We start from the raw sequence: 17721 nt of genomic DNA on the forward strand, positions 1-17721 counted from the left end.
ATTTCCATCCTATGCGTGGTGGGGAGTTTCTCGCCGACACCGCCCACGCCGCATCAGCTATCCGAGGACCGCATCTTTCAATGCATCACCGTCGCGTAAGAATTTGCTGATCTGAGAGGTTTCGATCAGAAATCCGTCGTGCCCGCTGGGAGAGCTGATGTACCCAACCTCAACGGGCTTCGGCAGGGCGTGGGCGAGCATCTCGGATTCTTTGGGGTAGAACAACCGGTCGGAGTCCACCGCCACGATCGTCCATCCGCAGGTAGAACGCGCGAGCGCCTCTTTGAGGGATCCTCGTCCACGGGAAACATCGTGGCTCATCAGCGCGTCATTGACGTACAAATATGAGTTCGCGTCGAATCGACCGGCCAATTTGGATGCTTGATGGTCGAGATAGCTTTCGACCCTGTACCGACCGCGCCGGTTCACGCAGGGTCCTGTGGGGTCCTCGTCGTCCTGAGGATGCCGGCCGAAGCGGTAGTGCAACTCGGTGGCCGATCGATAAGTGATGTGTGCGATGCGCCGGGCCAGTCCGAGGCCGTCGATGGGGAAGGTCCCTGAATAGTAGTCGCCCCCGGCGAAATTGGGGTCCTGCCGAATCGCGAGCGCCTGGGCCTGACCCCACGAGAGTTGCTCGGCCGTGGACTCGGCCCCGGAGGCGATCACGGCACAGTGCCGAACGCGGTCCGGGAAAGTCACTGCCCATTCGATTGCCCGTGCGCCGCCCATCGACCCCCCGATGACCAACGACCACCGCTCGATGCCGAGACCATCCGCGAGCACGGCTTCTGCCCGAACCGAATCGCGGATCGTGATCAGTGGAAAGCGCGATCCCCACGGGTTCCGTTCCGGATCGATCGATGTCGGTGCGGGCGACGACGGCCCGGTCGAACCGTAACAACCGCCGATGATATTGGGACAGACCACAAAGAATTGGTCCGTGTCGATCGCAGCACCAGGGCCGATGAGCCCTTCCCACCAGCCTTCTTCTTCGGCGGCACGCCGTTCGAGCTCGCTGGCGTCGCCGTCCGCGTACCCGTGGGCCGCGTGGGTGTCCCCGGTGAGGGCATGCAGCACCAGAACCGCATTCGATGCGTCCTCGTTGAGGGTCCCCCACGTTTCGTATGCGAGAGTCGCATCAGGAATCACGGACCCCGAATCGACCAGGAGATCTCCGACATCGTAGTAATTGACTACTCCGTCTCCCCCGGTCCGAGCCTTCCTAGCCCCGGCGCCAACGATCGTCACATTTTCTCCTTGTCCAGTTTTCTCAGTACTTCGCCGAGACCGTCTCGGTCGCGCTCGAGGACTGCGGGCTCTGAGCGGATGACAACGATTCGAAGCCGTGTTCGAGGTCGGCCACGATGTCGTCGATGTGCTCGAGTCCCACGGACAGACGCACAAATCCCGGCGCGACCCCCGCGGCCCGCAGCTCGTCCTCGGCGAGCTGGGAGTGCGTGGTCGAGGCCGGATGAATGACCAACGAGTGCACGTCTCCGATGTTCGCGACGTTCGAGTGGAGCACGAGGGAATCCACGAAGGCCTGTGCCGGTTCGGAACCGCCTTCGAGCTCGAATCCGACGATCGCGCCCACCCCGTTCGGTGCGTACTTCTTCCCCCGCTCGTACCATTGCGACGATTCGAGCCCCGCATAGTGGACTCGGGTGACTTCGGGGCGCGCCTCAAGCCACCGAGCAATCTTTAGCGCGTTGTCGACATGGCGTTCCACGCGGAGGGACAGGGTCTCCAAGCCGACGGAAATATTGAAGGCGTTGGTCGGTGAGATCGACGAACCGAGGTCGCGCAGAAGCGTGACACGAGCACGCAGGATGTAGGAGAGGTTGACTCCGAAGACTCCGTTCGGCCCCAGGTCCTCGGCGAACACCAAGCCGTGATAACTCGGGTCCGGCGTATTGAATTGTGGGTAACGCTCCGGGTACTTCGAGTAGTCGAACCGACCGGAGTCCACGATCACTCCGCCCATGCTGTTGCCGTGACCGCCGAGGTACTTGGTCGCGGAGTGCACGACGACGTCGGCACCCCACTCGAAGGGGCGGACCAAGTATGGGGTAGGGACCGTATTGTCCACGATCAGCGGCACCCCGACCTCGTGGGCAAGGCCCGCGAGAGTTTCGATGTCGAAGACGTCACTGCGAGGATTCGGAACGGTTTCCCCATAGAAGGCTTTGGTATTCGGTTTGACCGCCGCCCGCCAGGCCTCGGGGTTGTCGAAATCTTCCACAAAGGTCGTCTCGATACCGTATGCACTCAAGGTGTGCTTGAGGAGATTGTATGTGCCGCCATAGAGACTCGGACTGGCGACGATGTGGTCACCGGCCTGCGCAATATTGAGGATTGCGATGGTGATGGCCGCTTGCCCTGAAGCCACGAGAAGCGCTCCGACACCTCCTTCGAGCGCCGCAATGCGATTCTCGACGACTTCCTGGGTCGGGTTGGTCAGGCGTGAATAGATGGGACCGAGTTCTTTGAGCCCGAAGCGGTTCGCGGCCTGTTCGGCGTTGTCGAACACAAACGATGTGGTCTGATAGATCGGAAGAGCCCGCGCGCCGGTCGCAGAATCGGGCTCTTGGCCCGCGTGAATCTGTTGTGTCTCGAACTTCCATCCCTGCGGGGTGGAAGGAGTCGGAAGGCTGTGAGAGGCCGTGGTCATATTCTGCTCCTGTTGAATCAAGGGCATGGAGCGACCGATCGTCTCGCAAAAGCGAGCACCCGGGTCGACCCGGAACCCTCTGGTTTACCGGGGAATACGAGTCTCACTCTTCGTGACGACCGGGCACACCGCGCCCGCGCTTGTGATCGCATCGTTCGCGATCACCAGGTCCTCACCCAGGGCACCCCACCGCGGTTGGAGGGTTGCCGGCCAGCAAGCTGGGGCTTGTCACTGGCTCTCTTGACCCATACCCAGGTTTTCCTACTGCCGACCGACGCGTCAAGTACGCGACGGAAACTACGCTTAAATGAAACGCCGTGACATTTATGACGCGGAGTGGGCCATTGCGTAATCTGGCTCATGGCCCACTCCGTCAGGACGGGGCGCATGCATCGTCGATCTCTCGAAGGACTGCCTTGAATCAGGAACAGGACCCCTCAGATCAAGTTACCGAGACTTCGCGCGCGGACGACGTCGTGCGCAACGGGGAATCGGCGCTCAAACGCGGGCTGACTCTGCGACATATCCGGTTCATTGCGTTGGGTTCGGCTATAGGAACCGGGCTGTTTCTCGGCTCCGCGGACGCGATACAGTTCGCGGGCCCGTCGGTCCTGTTGGCTTACATCGTCGGTGGCGCGGCGGTTTTTATGGTCATGCGTGCCATGGGAGAGATGGCCATGGTCCACCCTGTTCCTGGGTCCTTCTCGGAATACGCGAGTGAATATCTTGGCCGGTGGGCCGGATTCGTCACCGGGTGGAGCTTCGCATTCGAGATGGCCCTGGTTGCGGTCGCGGATGTCACGGCGTTCTCCTTGTACATGCGGTTCTGGTTCCCGGACACGCCCAGCTGGATCTGGATTGTCTCGGTCGTCGCGATCATCATGGCCATCAATCTGACCAAGGTGAAAGTCTACGGGGAAGTAGAGTTCTGGCTGACGCTGATCAAGGTGGGCGCCATCGTCGCGATGATCGTGGGTGGACTCGCGCTGATTGTCTTCGGCATCCAGCTCCACCAAGAAGTCGAACCGTCCGTGACCAATCTCTGGGAACAGGGCGGGTTCTTTCCGAATGGGTTCTCGGGCTTCCTCGCGTGCTTCACCGTGGTCATGTTCGCTTTCGGAGGCGTCGAAAACATCGGAATCACCGCTGGCGAGGCCGAGGACCCCGAGAAGTCGATTCCGGGGGCCATCAACACCGTCCCCGTACGCATCCTCCTCTTCTACGTTCTGACCATGGGCGTCATTATGTCCTTGTATCCGTGGGGAAACATCGGGGATGAAGGGTCCCCCTTCGTTCAGATATTCTCCGGCCTGGGTATCCCGGCGGCGGCCCACATTCTCAACGTAGTGGTCCTGACCGCTGCCGTCTCCGCGATCAACTCGGATATCTATGGTGCCGGCCGTATGTTGTACGGGCTGGCCCAGAGAGGGCTCGCACCGCGGTCATTCAACCGTGTTTCCTCGCGCGGGACCCCGACCATGACGGTTGCGGCCATGGGGATGGTGCTCGTCGTCGGGGTCCTCGTCAATCATTTTTTCGAGAACGCATTTCTCTACATCGCGACTCTGGTGACGTTCGCGACCGTCTTGGTGTGGGTCATGATTCTCGTGACGCACTTGGCGATGCGACGCCGGCGCAAGGCCCAAGGCGTCGGCCCGTCGCAGTTTCCCACTCCCTTGTGGCCGGTCGCCTCTTGGCTCGCACTCGCGTTCATGATCGGCGTCGTCGTGCTGCTCGGTTTCTTCGAGGACACCAGAATGTCCTTGGTCATCGGCGCCGTATGGCTCGTGTTCCTGGCCGTAGCCTATCCGCTCACGCGCCGGACTCGCCAAGGCGAGCCGCCGGCCGTTCGCTAGAGGCAACCCCGGCCATCGAGGCGACGGCCCGCGAATTGCCCCCTCGTCAGTAAGGTGGAAGGCATGACTTCAGCAGAATCCCGAGAGGCCCCGCGCCCCACCTGGAACACCGACGTCGAGGCTCCGGAGACCCCCAAGAGACCGACCACTCGCACGATGCACGATCATGAGTTCGTGGACGACTACGAGTGGCTCCGCGACAAGGACAACCCCGAGGTGATTGAGCATCTCAAGGCGGAGAACGACTACGCGGAGTCGGTGACCTCGGGCCTCGGGAAACTGCGATCCGCAATTTTCGGCGAGATCAAGTCGCGGACTCTGGAAACCGATCTTTCCGTTCCGACTCGCCTGGGCGAGTGGTGGTACTTCCGACGGACCAGAGAGGGTCAGAACTACGCGATCTTCTGCCGGGTTCCGGCCCGTCGCACGGGCGATCAACGGACGGATTGGACCCCTCCCGAGGTCCCGGTCAACGAACCCCTCGACGGCGAACAGGTTCTCCTCGATTGCAACACCATGGCCGAAGGCCTGCCGTTCTTCTCCCTCGGAGCTTTCCAGGTCACCGAGAACGGACGGTACCTGACCTATTCCGTCGACGACTCGGGAGATGAACGCTTCGACCAGTACGTCAAGGACTTGGTCGACGACCGTCTGCTCCCCGACGTCGTGGAGAACGTCTTCGCTGGTGGCTTCTTGACGCCCAACGGTTCACATCTGATCTACACGTTGGTCGACGAGTCGTGGCGTCCGTATGAATTGCGTTCTCACCGCTTGGGTACGCCCGTGAGCGAGGATCTGGTGCTTCACCACGAGGACGATGTTGCCCTGTGGCTCGGCGCCGAGATCACGGCCGACGAGGAGCACCTGTGCATCGACGTCGGGTGCTCCGAGTACAACGAGACCAGGCTCCTGACTCTTGCAGCACTGGAAGCCGCGAGCCCTGGACAGAGGCCCGAATCGCGCATCATCGTCCCACGCGACGAGCGCGTTCTCTACTCAGCCGAACCCATCGAATTGGGTGGGCAACGGTACATCCTGCTGTGCCACGACCATGAGGCCCAGAACGGCGAACTGACCATCGTGGACTATCAAACCGCCCTCGAGGCGGCGACAATGACTCAGTTGCGGTCCGCGTGGAAGGTCCTCATCCCCGCTTCCGAAACGCGCCGCCTCAACGGCTTCCATTTCAACGAAACGCACATGGCGCTGAGCCTCCGGGAGGACGGGCTGGAGAAGGTCGCGCTCATGGACCTGGCCGAGATCGACTCGTCGGTTCGTGGGGACAGTTTGCCTTCTCTGGTCGAGCCGTTTTCGGGTGAAGAGCTGTACACGGCCAGAATCACCTCGATGGCCCTGCACTCACCCGTCGTGGGTTTGGGTTATATTTCGTTCGTGACGCCGTGGCGCCAGTACGACTTTTTCCCGGTCACGGGTGAACTCGAACTCCGGAAGCAGACTCCGGTCCTGGGCGATTTCCGTGCGGAGGACTACGTTGCTCATCGCGAATGGGTGGCGGCATCGGATGGCACCTGGATTCCGATCTCGGTGATTCACCGGACCGATCTCGACCTGGAATCTGCCCATCCCGTCATCCAATACGGTTACGGCTCGTACGAGGCGAGCTCCGACCCGGGCTTTTCGGTGTCCCGGCTGAGCCTCTTAGATCGCGGCGTCGTGTTCGTGGTGGCTCACGTGCGCGGGGGCGGCGAGCTGGGGCGCGGATGGTATGTGCACGGCAAAAAGCTTCAGAAGATCAATACGTTCACGGATTTCATTTCCGTGACCGATCACGTGGCCGCCCAACCATGGGCGGACGGCCATCGGATTGCGGCGTCCGGCGGTTCTGCCGGGGGCCTGCTGATGGGGGCGATCGCGAACATGGCGCCGGAAAAATACTCGGGGATCCTGGCTGCGGTTCCGTTTGTGGACCCCGTGACGAGTATCAGCGATCCGGAGCTTCCACTGTCCGCTCTGGAATGGGAAGAGTGGGGCAATCCGATCGAAGACCGTGAAGTCTACGAGTACATGGTCTCCTACTCTCCCTATGAGAACGTCCACGCAGCCCCGTACCCGCCGATAGCGGCCGTGACCAGTCTGAATGACACACGAGTGCTGTACGTGGAGCCCGCGAAGTGGGTGCCGAAGTTGCGCGAGGCGACCACGAGTCAGGCACCCGTGATGCTTCGCATCGAAATGGACGGCGGTCACGGGGGCGGCTCGGGCCGATACCGCCGTTGGGAAGACACCGCGTGGGAGTACTCGTTCCTGTTGAATTGCCTGGGGATCCAGAGCTGAATCTTGGGCAAATGCGCAAAAAGGCCCGGCCGGAACATCAGGCGATGAACCGGCCGGGCCTTTGTATCGCGGATTTTTCGTACCTAGCCTTCCACGCCGAGCTTCTCCAGAATCAGCTCGCGCACGCGGGCGGCGTCCGCCTGGCCCCGAGTCGCTTTCATGACTTGGCCGACCACGGCGCCGGCGGCCTGAACCTTGCCGCCGCGAATCTTCTCCGCGACGTCCGGCATGGCGGCCAGGGCCTCGTCGACGGCGGACGACAATGCGCCGTCGTCGGAGACGACCGCAAGTTCCCGCTTCTCTACGACCTCGGTCGGCGACCCTTCCCCGTCCAGCACATACTCGAGGACCTGACGGGCGATCTTGTCGTTGATCTTGCCCTCTTGGATGAGGCGGTCGAGCTCGACCACGGTCTCCGGGGCGGCGCCCAAATCGCCGGGTTCGACCTCACGAACCTTGGCAAGTCGGGAGATCTCACCCATCCACCATTTGCGGGCCACAGGGGCGCTCGCCCCGGCGGCGATGGTGTCTTCGATTTCGCTCAGCACACCGGCGTTGACGACGTCGCGGAATTCCTCGTCCGAGTATCCCCAATCCGCCTGCAGACGGCGGCGACGCTCGGCCGGCGGCTCCGGAAGTTCGGCCCGCAACCGTTCGATCCACTCCTCGTTGGTCACGACGGGAACCAGATCCGGCTCCGGGAAGTACCGGTAGTCGTCCGCGTCGGACTTGGGGCGACCCGATGTGGTCTGTTTCGTATCCTCATGCCAGTGCCGGGTTTCCTGGACGATCTTCTGTCCCGAGTCCAGAACCGCGGCGTGCCGGCAGATCTCGTACCGAACAGCTCTTTCAACGGCGCGCATCGAGTTGACGTTCTTGGTCTCGGTCCGAGTACCGAGCGCATCGCTGCCCTTGGGCATCAAGGAGACGTTCGCGTCACAACGGACGTTTCCGCGTTCCATGCGCGCGTCGGAGATACCCAAGTTCTTGACGATCTCCCGGATGGTCTTGACATAAGCCTTGGCCAGTTCCGGGGCGCGCTCCCCCACACCGCGAATCGGCCTGGTCACGATCTCGATCAGGGGTACTCCTGAGCGGTTGTAATCGACAAGCGAGTACTCCGCCCCCTGGATGCGGCCTGCTCCACCCTTGTGGCTCAGTTTGCCCGCGTCCTCTTCCATATGGGCGCGCTCGATGTCGATCGTGTACGTGGTCCCGTCTTCCAGTTCGACCTCGACCGATCCGTTCTCTGCGATCGGCTCGTCGAATTGCGAGGTCTGGAAGTTCTTGGGGGTATCCGGGTAGAAGTAGTTCTTTCGAGCAAAATGGCTCACCGGTGCGATGTCGCAACCTAAGGCCAGACCCAGTTTGATCGCTGATTCGACGGCCGCACCGTTGACCTTGGGCAAAACCCCCGGGAGACCCAGCGAAACCGGGGTGATGTTCGTGTTCGGCTCGTCTCCGAACTCGTTCGGGGCGTCGTCGAACATCTTGGTCTTGGTATTCAACTCAACGTGCACCTCGAAGCCGAGCACGGGATCGTACTTGGCCATGGCCTCGTCGAAGGACAAAATCTCGTCTGTCATTTACTTGGCACTTCCTTGCGTCCGGGCGGCGATGAGGGACTCTGTGTCGGGCAGCTTGTCGAGCAACGCTCCGCCCCACTCCTGCTGGAGGGCGGCTTCCAGGCCCGCACCGGCACGGTAGAGACGGGCATCTTCCTTGACCGGGGCCATGAACTGCACCCCGACCGGCAGTCCGTCTTCCGGGGCCAGTCCTGCAGGAACCGAGATCGCGGGGACACCTGCAAGGTTGGTCGGGATGGTCGCGATGTCATTGAGGTACATCGCTACCGGGTCGTCGGTCTTTTCCCCGAGTTTGAATGCAGTTGTCGGCGCGGTGGGCGAAATCAGCACGTCCACCTGGTCGAATGCGTCCTTGAAATCGCGCTGGACCAAGGTGCGGACCTTTTGGGCCGAACCGTAGTAGGCATCGTAATAACCCGCGGAAAGCGCATACGTACCCAGGATGATGCGACGCTTGGCTTCCGGGCCGAATCCGGCCGCACGGGTGGCGGACATGACGCGTTCGATCGTGACCGGCCCTTCCTTGGGAAGTTCGCGGAGTCCGAAGCGAACGCCGTCGTACTTAGCCAAATTGGAAGAGACCTCCGAGGCCATGATGAGGTAGTAGGCACCCAGAGCGTGTTTGAAGTTGGGGGTGGAGATTTCTACGATCTCCGCCCCGGCCGCACGCAGGAGGTCGAGGGATTCCTCGAACCGTTGGGACACACCGGTTTGGAAGCCCTCTCCGGTGAGCTCTTTCACGACGCCGACCTTGAGCCCCTTGAGCCCGCCTTCCGATGCGCCCTTCTCTGCCTCGGCGAGATACGGACCAACAGTCTCGTTGATCGAAGTCGAGTCGCGGGCGTCGTAGCCGCCGATGACCTCGTGCAACATCGCTGCGTCACGGACAGTGCGCGTCACGGGGCCGACCTGATCCAACGATGAGGCCATGGCGATTACGCCGTAACGCGAAACGGATCCGTACGTCGGCTTGACGCCGACGGATCCCGTGACAGATGCGGGCTGGCGAATCGACCCGCCCGTGTCCGTTCCGAGTGCCAACGGGGCCTGGAACGCGCTCACGGCAGCCGCGGAGCCGCCGCCCGAGCCTCCGGGAATTCGGTCCAGGTCCCACGGGTTGCGAGTGTTCCCGAAGGCCGAGTGCTCGGTTGAGGAGCCCATGGCGAATTCGTCGAGGTTGGTCTTGCCCAGAATAGGAAGTCTGGCCTCACGCACCTTGCGCACGACGGTTGCATCGTAGGGGCTCAGCCAGCCTTCGAGCATGCGCGAGGCTGCGGTGGTGGGCTGACCTTTGGTGACGATCAAGTCTTTGACGGCGATCGGCACGCCGGCCAGCTGCGGGAGTTCCTTGCCCGCTGCTCGGTCCGAGTCCACTTGGCGGGCGTCTTCAAGGGCCGTCTCCGCGCTCACGTTGAGGAATGCGTTGAGACCCGTTTTGCCCTGTGAGCGGTCCTCGACGTCAACGGGCGAGCCTTCCGTGGCCTCGATGTGGTCCAGGTGGGCCTGTGTCAGTTGTTCCGAGGTGATCTCGCCCCGGCTCAATTTGCCAGCGGCTTCCGCCGCGGAAAGTTTGATGAGTTCGTTTTGGCTCATGGTGTTGCTCACGCCCCTAGTCCTCGTCCAAGATGGCCGGTACCTTGAACTGGCCGTCCTCGGCATCGGGCGCGTTCAGAAGCGCTTCGTCGTTCGTCAGCGTCTCTCCCACGACGTCGTCACGGAAAGCGTTGGAGAGAGGAAGCGGGTGCGAGGTCGGCGGAACGTCCTGGATGGGTGCTTCCGAGACCGATTGCACCGCGTTGACGATCACATCGAGTTCCGCGGCCATGGACTCCAGTTCCGTATTGTCCATCTCGATGTGAGCCAGTGACGCGAGATGCGCGACCTGGTCACGGGTAATGGCAGTCATGAATTCTCCTGCTCCGTTGGCGCTTGTCAATTCCCTGCACGCCTCCTCCGGCGGGAGCGCGCGGGTCCCGTACCAGTCTAGTCATGGGCGGGAAGTGGTTAAAACAATCGTGCCCCGCCCTGTGAAAGGGCGGGGCACGATCTCAAGAAGAGTACTCGCTCGTCTAGACGAGTAGCACTGACTTCAATTAGTTAGCCGGGATCTCCAGAACCTGACCCGGGAGGATCATGTTCGGATCGGTCACGATCGAGCCGTTGGCCTGAACCAGGGCATCAACCGAAACACCGTGATCGTTGGCGATCTTGTTCAAGGTGTCACCGGCAACGACGGTGTAGGAACCAGCCGAAGCGGTCTGAGCCGGGGCGGCAACCTGGGCCTGGGCAGGAGCCTCGTAGGTCTGCTGTGCAGGAACCTCGGGCTGAGCCTGCTCGACCGGTGCCTGCTGGGCCTCGGGCTGAGCCTGCTCGGCGGGAGCCTGCTGGGCCTCGGGCTGAGCCTGCTCGGCGGGAGCCTCGTAAGCCTGAGTGGAGTCAGACTGAGTCTGAACCTGCTCCTGCTGCGGCTGAGCCTGCTGTGCAGAGTCATCCGACGAGCTGCTGGAGGGAGCCGAACCAGCCTGCTGCGAGCAGACCGGCCATGCGCCGGGGCCCTGCTCGGCCAAAACCTTCTCGGCAACCTGGATCTGCTGATCCTTGGAGGCGTTCTGGGGGTCACCTTGGCCGCCGAAGGATGCCCAGGTGCTCGGGGTGAACTGGAGTCCACCCGAGAATCCGTTGCCGGTCGAAGTCGACCAGTCGCCGCCGGACTCGCACTGAGCGACGGCATCCCAATCGAGGCTGTCGGCCTGGGCGGGAGCGGTAGCCAGTGCACCAGCGGCAGCGCCACCGATCACGAGAGCGGCTGCACCGCGGCGGGCATTGCGTCGGAAAGTGGAAGTATTGTTCACGATGCTCCTCAGGCCACCTACGCTCCATCCATCCCTGGACTTCTTGGCGCCGTCGTCTACCTATAGATGTTTTAGGTCAAGTTTCAGGTGTCTGCCCTGTAGACGACGTCCGGTGTTACGGCAGCACCTAGCATTGTTGTTTCTAGCTCTCGCGTATGTGCGTGAGCTCAGGAGTCACCTTTCGGTGACGAACTGTTTATAACGATACAGTAACGATTTTGGAGTTTGCAACCAATTTCTTGATGGAAGCGAAACTTTTTTTGGTTGGTACCCGATCCGGCTACCAGCCAGGATCCGTAGGCACGCGTGTCAGCCTATGAGGCCTCTTGAGGCGATGCAACCCGGCGCGACATGTTCCGAATCACAAGGTTGTGACTATTCCGTGATCGTTTCGTGACCGGAAGCCGCGGCATCAGTGCGATCCAGGGCGTCCGGGCCGCCCTCCAAAAGGGTTTTAAATTCTTGCTCGCCCAAGACCGACACGCCGAGACTTTCCGCCTTGTCGAGCTTGGTTCCGGCATTTTCCCCGGCCACAAGGTAGCTTGTGTTCTTCGACACAGATCCTGAGGCCTTGCCCCCGCGCTGAATGATCGACTCCTTGGCTGAGTCGCGCGTGAAGTCTTCCAACGTGCCGGTCACCACGAGGGTAAGGCCTTCGAGGACACGGGGTACCGATTCGTCCCTCTCGTCTTCCATTCTCACTCCCGCCGCGGCCCAGCGATCCACGATCTCACGGTGCCACTCTTCCGCGAACCACTCCTTGACCGCACGCGCGATGGTCGGTCCGACGCCGTCAGTATCGGCAAGCCGGGACTCGTCGGCATCGCGTATCGCCTGCATGGAACCGAATTCGGTCGCGAGCGCCCGAGACGCGGTGGGCCCCACGTGCCGAATCGAGAGAGCCACCAGGACACGCCACAACGGTTGGGACTTGGCTTCCTCGATCTGGTTGAACATTCTGCGGGTATTAGCAGACGGTGCCGAGGGTTTCTTCGGAGTACCGCGTGTATAGAAATAGGGCACCAACTCCGTTTCACCGGTTTCCACGCCCTTCTTCTTGATGGCACGCTCGATGCGCACATCGGCCAGGTCCTCCGGAGCGAGGTCGAAAAGGCCCGCAATGCTGGTCAACGGCGGGTTTGCGGGCTCTGCAGGTTGTGTCAGGGCCCTGGCAGCCTCTTCCCCCAAGGCGTCGATGTCGAATGCGCCCCGGCCTGCGGTGTGGAAGAGCGTCTGCCACAGTTGCGCTGGACAGGACTGCGCATTGGGGCACCGGATGTCGACGTCGCCTTCCTTCGCCGGAGCAAGCTGCGTGCCACACGACGGACAGTGAGTCGGCATCTCGAATTCGTACTCATTCCCGTCCCGCAGGGCAACCACGGGGCCCACGATCTCGGGAATCACGTCACCAGCCTTGCGCAGCACCACGGTGTCCCCGATCAAGACGCCTTTGGCCTTGACGACATCCTGGTTGTGCAGTGTCGCCATTTCGACGGTCGATCCTGCGACTTTGACGGGATCCATGAGACCGTACGGCGTCACGCGCCCCGTACGGCCCACACTGACCTGAATGTTTTTCAGCTTGGTGTTGACCTCTTCGGGCGGGTATTTGTACGCAACCGCCCACCTGGGAACACGTGAAGTATGGCCCAGAAGCTGTTGAGTCCGGAAATCGTTGACCTTGACCACGATGCCGTCGATCTCATGAACCAGGTCGTGACGGTGTTCTCCGTAATCTGCAATGAATTCGAGAATGTCGTCGACCCCGGACAACAGCTTCGTATAGGGGCTGACGGGCAAACCCCACGAGGCGAGAAGATCGTAGGTTTCTGATTGGGAGCGGGCGGTCAGTCCTTCACGAGCACCGATTCCGTGGACGAACATCGACAGCTTGCGACGCGCCGTGACCTTGGGGTCCTTCTGACGCAGGGATCCGGCGGCAGCATTCCTCGGATTGGCGAAGGGCGCCTTGCCGTCCGCGACGAGGGCCTCGTTGAGTTCTCTGAAGTCCGCAGATGCGATGAAGATTTCGCCCCGGACTTCGATTTCTTCCGGCAGGTTTTCGCCCACGAGATTGTGCGGAACGGTATCTATGGTGGCGACGTTATGTGAGACGTCCTCCCCCGTTGTTCCGTCGCCGCGAGTTGCGGCTCGGACCAACTGACCGTTCTGGTACAAGAGGTTGATCGCGAGTCCGTCGATTTTGAGCTCTGTCAGCCACCGGTTCTCGTGTCCGGGCCGAACCTCTTGGATCGAGACTTCGGCACGTTCGAGCCAGGCCTTGAGCTCGTCGATCGAGAAGACATCCTCGAGCGAATACATCCGCTCGAGGTGCTGGACCGGGGCAAATGCTTCGGACGGTTCCCCGCCGACTTCCTGGGTCGGAGAGTCGTTGGCCTTCAACTGCGGGTTCTCGGCCTCGATGCGTTCCAGATCCCGGTACAGAGCGTCGTATTCGGCGTCCGAGATCCTCGGGGAATCCTCAACATAATAGGCGGCCCGCGCGTCCCTGACCTGCTGGGTCAGTTGGGCGTACCGTTCCTTGAGATCCTCCGCCGGAACTTCACGCTCGTTCTCGCCGGTGGCCTGCTGTGCTCGTTGTTCTTCAGCGCTACTCACAAGAGACCATTCTTGCGCATATCCGAGGTTATCGCGCCCCACTGGGGAAAAGTTTGGGGCAACGGCGCCGATTCTGCCGGCTCGGTTACTGCTCTTCGTCTGCGGAGCGAGGTATTTGCTCGTTCTCGGCGAGCGGACCGTCAGGGCTCTCCCCCGTCTTCTGCGGATCGTGGAGGTCGTTGTTGTGCCAATTGTCCAGGTCGATGACGCCTTCTTCGGGCTCCGACTCGTGCACTCCGTCGGTGTCTCCGTCGCAACCGTGGTTCTGGCAGGTTCCCGCTTCCACAGCGTCAGCCACGATGACCGAAATATTGTCCCGACCGCCCGAGCGGATTGCCGCGGCTTGGAGAACCGCGGCAGCGTCCTTCGGATGCACCACGGTGGACAGTACCCGGGCCATGTATTCATTGGACAATTCGCCCGAGAGTCCGTCCGAGCACATCATCAAGCGGTCGCCGCGCTTGGCCGGGATAACCCAGAAGTCGGGTTCCCAGTAGTTTCCGGTGCCCAGCGCGCGAGTGATCACGTTGCGTCGCGGGTGGGTCAAGGCCTCGAGCGCGGTGATCTGTCCCGTGTCCACCAGGTATTGAACCTCAGAGTGGTCCACCGTGACCTGCTCGAGGCTCACTCCCTCAATAGGGGTCTGTGAGACGGACGTCGGTTTGTCGCTGATCGGCTCGTCGGTGTCCCGCCGCAAACGATAGGTACGCGAATCACCCACGTTGAAAATGATCCACATGTTCTGGCCGCCGATTTTGACCAGCCACGCGCCGGTCAGGGTCGTGCCGGCTCGCATGGCCGCGGCCGACTTGATGCTTTCGTCGGCCTCCCCGATCACGCCCTTGATCTCATTGAGGATCTCCATGATCTTTGCGTTGAGATTCGAGGTCGCTTTACGGCGCCTTTTGAAGATCCCTCGGGAATCGTCGGAGTGCTCTTCGGTGGGTTCGACGTCGAAGGAAAGAGTTCGGAAGAGCTCCGCGGCGGCCAAAGTGTTGACGCACATCGCACTGGCTACTTCACCGGCCTCGTGACCGCCCATTCCATCGGCCACGGCGCACAGATTTCCTTTTGAAATCAAGGAGTCCTCGTTGTTGGAACGATGACTGCCTTGGTTGGTCGTGGCCCCCACGCAAGTCGCAAGGTCGAGCGATTCGGTCATTCGAAGTCAATCTCCAATTCGGTTCCCACACCCGGCGCGAGTGACACGGGTCGGACGTCTCCAAAACCACGAACGTTGCGCACACCTTGAGATGCCATCACAAATCGTTCGTCGCCCTCGAGCACGTTGGCGGTGGATGCGTCAGTCAGGACGGCGCCAGGCTCAGCCAGCGCGACGAGACGCGAAGCGAGATTGACGGTCGGACCGTACACGTCCCCCAGCCTAGGCAGAATTCTTCCCCAGACAAAAGCAACGCGTGCCTCGGGCAGGTTGGGGTCCTCACGGATGATCTGCGAGAGCGTCAGCGAAATGCGCGCACCCGCTTCGGGCGACTCCGTCATGAACAAGACTTCGTCGCCCACGGTCTTGATGATGCGGCCGCCACCCACGGCGACGACCTCGGCACACCGCTGTTCGAAATGCTGTACCAGGCTGGCCAGCGTCTTTTCGTTCATTTGGCGGGACAACGATGTGAACGACACCAGATCGGCAAAGCCGATGCCACGCACGAGCGGGAGGGCACGATAATCCGTGGCGGCGTCGTCGTTGCCGACGACGGGCTTCTCCGCCTTGAGCGCGAGACGGACCACCGCAGCGTTCAATTGCCGGCGGTAGCCGTAGCGCATCAGATCTTCGAGTTCGTTGAGGAGTTCGGGCAGAACGTTGAGGAGTTCCCGGCGAGCTTCGGCATCGGTCATTCCGTGGTGGGCGACCATGTCCTCCACGAAAGCCTCAACCTGCCAGGCAACCATACGGTCCATCATCTGCCCGACGGATCGAACGATCGACAGTGCACCGTCTTCGGTCACGTGCCCGCTCCGGACCATGGCCGAGACGGTTCCCAGGGCTTCCGAATCGGAGCCCGTGAAGTAGACGTCGCCATCCTTGAGGTTCGGCATTCCGAGGGCCCGCCAGATCTTCCGCGCGGACAATAGGGAGACGTCCCCCGCATGTGCGGCCTCGCGCCGCGTCATCGAACGGTTCTCCCCGAGCAAGGCGCGCTCGAGGGCTCCGACCGCTGCCTTGGCGTCGTCGGACTTGTACAGATTGAACTGTGCAGGGTTCTGCAGGTTGAGCTGACTCGTCTGTGGTCCGGTATAGACCGGCCGGCCTTCGGCTTCCTCCTGCGGCACTAGAGTGCTCCACCTTCCTCAACGCTTTCCTGGTTCCGGGCCCGCTGGCGTAGAGCGCGCTCGGCTGAGAATGAGGCTCGAAGCCTCACTGTCATGCTACAGATCACAGGGTCCTTCCGGGTAGTTTTACCCGGATCTTCAGGGCCAACGCAGGGCGTTTACTCGGCGCAGATGCGCTTCGTAACAAAGGGCCGAAAACCTGTTGGGCTCTTTCTGGTAAGTCAGCTCGAAAGTCTGCCCTTGGGCGGAGATCCTGATGGTTCCGCATCCGGTCAGACGAGCTGTCCCCTTGGGACCCACGACCCCGGCAACATACTCGAGCGGGATCGAAATCGGGCGGCCGCCTCCCAGCCCGCGAAAAACCACAATACGCCGGTTGGTTAGCGAATAGCCCGTGGTGAGCCATGTGACGAGACGGACCGCGACATAGACCAGAGCGGCGATCATGAGAATCGGCCCCACCGCGGACCATGCCGGATGACTCGCGGTGACGACCTGCAGGAGATTCACAAGGAAAATCGCGACCAACACAATGATCGCCGGCCGAAGCAACTTGAGCGGGTGCGCCCGGTTGCACGTGATGACGTGCTCGCCGGGCTCCAAAGTATCCCGGAATTTCACGGCGACTCCGATTCAGCGGCGTCCGCCCATGTGCCGTTCTCAGGGCGGAGGTGGACGACGTCGCCCACCGAGACTGTTTCGACCATTCCGTCGTCCCGGAGCACCATGAGCGAACCGTCGTCGTCGATAGTGCGCGCAAGGCCCGTGAAGTTCGAGCCAGGGTCCACGAGTTCCACGCGAACGCGACGTCCCAGCGTGTCCAAAGCCGCGCGCACCTCGTCGAGGAGAGAAGGTTTCTTGCCGACGGACCGCGACGGATCGCCGCCGGCCGCGAAGAATCCGTTCGCATAGGCGCGGAACTCGCAGATGAGGCGAATCAGCAGTTCCGTGCGGTCCACGTCCTGTCCCGCCTCCGTCCGGAGTGAGGTGGCCGTTTCCACGGGCAGATCCGCCGCATCGATGTTGACGTTGATGCCGATTCCGACGACGACGTCGAGCCTCTGGGTGCCGGTGGGGACCACACGAGCCAGGATGCCGGCTACTTTGCGGCCGTGGACCAACAGGTCGTTGGGCCATTTCAATGTTGCCGGCAACCCCGTGGTCTCCCGGATCGCGGCCCGACCGGCCAGGGCCAGCATTTGCGTCACCCAGTGCAATGAATCCGGAGGCAGCCGGGAGCCTCCCTGCTCGGAACGCACCACGAAGGAGACCACTGCAGAACTGTATTTCGGGGCCGTCCATACCCGTTCTCTGCGGCCTTTCCCGGAGACCTGGTGTTCGGTCAGCAGAGCGGTCAGGTGGTCGATTTCGCGCCTGGCGGTCAGTCTGCTGGCGAGCTCGTCATTCGTGGACCCGACTTCGTCCAATAGTTCGACCGGCGCGGCGATGAGGCGATAATCCTGGTTCGGTCCGGGCAACAAACGCCCGGCGTCCAGGGGTTGCACGGTCGTCGTGTTCATAAGGAGGTGCTCTCTCTCGCTCGGCGC

Annotated in this window: 13 protein-coding genes and 1 riboswitch; of the genes, 2 read left to right on the top strand and 11 right to left on the bottom strand. The window is 61.8% G+C overall.

Annotation, left to right across the window (positions count from 1 at the left end):
* Nucleotides 1-57 precede the first annotated feature (57 nt).
* Complete coding sequence (metX, locus tag EWV35_RS11745) at nucleotides 58-1248, bottom strand: homoserine O-acetyltransferase MetX (RefSeq protein ID WP_238654471.1); 1191 nt, start codon at nucleotides 1246-1248, stop codon at nucleotides 58-60.
* 22 nt (nucleotides 1249-1270) lie between these two features.
* Nucleotides 1271-2671: a bifunctional o-acetylhomoserine/o-acetylserine sulfhydrylase gene (locus EWV35_RS11750; RefSeq protein ID WP_129662136.1), complete on the bottom strand. Its 1401-nt coding sequence runs from the start codon at nucleotides 2669-2671 to the stop codon at nucleotides 1271-1273.
* A 131-nt stretch (nucleotides 2672-2802) separates the two neighbouring features.
* Nucleotides 2803-2917, bottom strand: a riboswitch (SAM riboswitch).
* 230 nt (nucleotides 2918-3147) lie between these two features.
* Between EWV35_RS11750 and EWV35_RS11755 the strand changes: the two genes are divergently transcribed.
* Nucleotides 3148-4527 (top strand): amino acid permease, encoded by a 1380-nt coding sequence (locus tag EWV35_RS11755; protein ID WP_238654520.1) that lies wholly within the window; start codon nucleotides 3148-3150, stop codon nucleotides 4525-4527.
* A 63-nt stretch (nucleotides 4528-4590) separates the two neighbouring features.
* Entirely contained in the window at nucleotides 4591-6822 is a 2232-nt protein-coding gene (locus EWV35_RS11760; protein ID WP_129662138.1) for a S9 family peptidase, read from the top strand.
* 83 nt (nucleotides 6823-6905) lie between these two features.
* On the opposite strand, the gene gatB is transcribed toward EWV35_RS11760, so the two are convergent.
* The 9 genes from gatB to EWV35_RS11805 form a co-directional block, all read right to left on the bottom strand.
* A complete protein-coding gene (gatB, locus tag EWV35_RS11765) occupies nucleotides 6906-8408 on the bottom strand; it encodes an Asp-tRNA(Asn)/Glu-tRNA(Gln) amidotransferase subunit GatB (RefSeq protein WP_129662140.1) in 1503 nt (500 codons plus the stop codon).
* Entirely contained in the window at nucleotides 8409-10001 is a 1593-nt protein-coding gene (gene gatA, locus EWV35_RS11770) for an Asp-tRNA(Asn)/Glu-tRNA(Gln) amidotransferase subunit GatA (RefSeq protein WP_129662376.1), read from the bottom strand. It lies immediately after the preceding gene.
* Nucleotides 10002-10017: 16 nt separating this feature from the next.
* Nucleotides 10018-10314, bottom strand: coding sequence for an Asp-tRNA(Asn)/Glu-tRNA(Gln) amidotransferase subunit GatC (gene gatC / locus EWV35_RS11775; protein ID WP_129662142.1), 297 nt, complete (start codon nucleotides 10312-10314; stop codon nucleotides 10018-10020).
* A gap of 187 nt (nucleotides 10315-10501) precedes the next feature.
* Nucleotides 10502-11260 carry a LysM peptidoglycan-binding domain-containing protein gene (locus EWV35_RS11780; protein WP_238654474.1) on the bottom strand — a complete coding sequence of 253 codons (759 nt, stop codon included), beginning with the start codon at nucleotides 11258-11260 and terminating at the stop codon, nucleotides 10502-10504.
* A 375-nt stretch (nucleotides 11261-11635) separates the two neighbouring features.
* Nucleotides 11636-13879, bottom strand: a complete 2244-nt coding sequence (gene ligA / locus EWV35_RS11785) for an NAD-dependent DNA ligase LigA (protein WP_129662143.1) — start codon at nucleotides 13877-13879, stop codon at nucleotides 11636-11638.
* 85 nt (nucleotides 13880-13964) lie between these two features.
* Nucleotides 13965-15041, bottom strand: coding sequence for a protein phosphatase 2C domain-containing protein (locus EWV35_RS11790; RefSeq protein ID WP_129662145.1), 1077 nt, complete (start codon nucleotides 15039-15041; stop codon nucleotides 13965-13967).
* Nucleotides 15038-16174, bottom strand: coding sequence for an adenylate/guanylate cyclase domain-containing protein (locus tag EWV35_RS11795; RefSeq protein WP_129662148.1), 1137 nt, complete (start codon nucleotides 16172-16174; stop codon nucleotides 15038-15040). The genes EWV35_RS11790 and EWV35_RS11795 overlap by 4 nt, the downstream gene beginning before the upstream one ends.
* 138 nt (nucleotides 16175-16312) lie before the next feature.
* On the bottom strand, nucleotides 16313-16795 hold the full coding sequence (locus EWV35_RS11800) for a PH domain-containing protein (protein ID WP_129662150.1): 483 nt from the start codon (nucleotides 16793-16795) through the stop codon (nucleotides 16313-16315).
* Nucleotides 16792-17694, bottom strand: coding sequence for a biotin--[acetyl-CoA-carboxylase] ligase (locus tag EWV35_RS11805; protein ID WP_129662152.1), 903 nt, complete (start codon nucleotides 17692-17694; stop codon nucleotides 16792-16794). Before EWV35_RS11805 ends, EWV35_RS11800 begins: the two co-directional genes overlap by 4 nt.
* Nucleotides 17695-17721: the final 27 nt, after the last annotated feature.

Source organism: Rothia uropygialis, from assembly GCF_004137765.1.
GTDB lineage: Bacteria > Actinomycetota > Actinomycetes > Actinomycetales > Micrococcaceae > Rothia.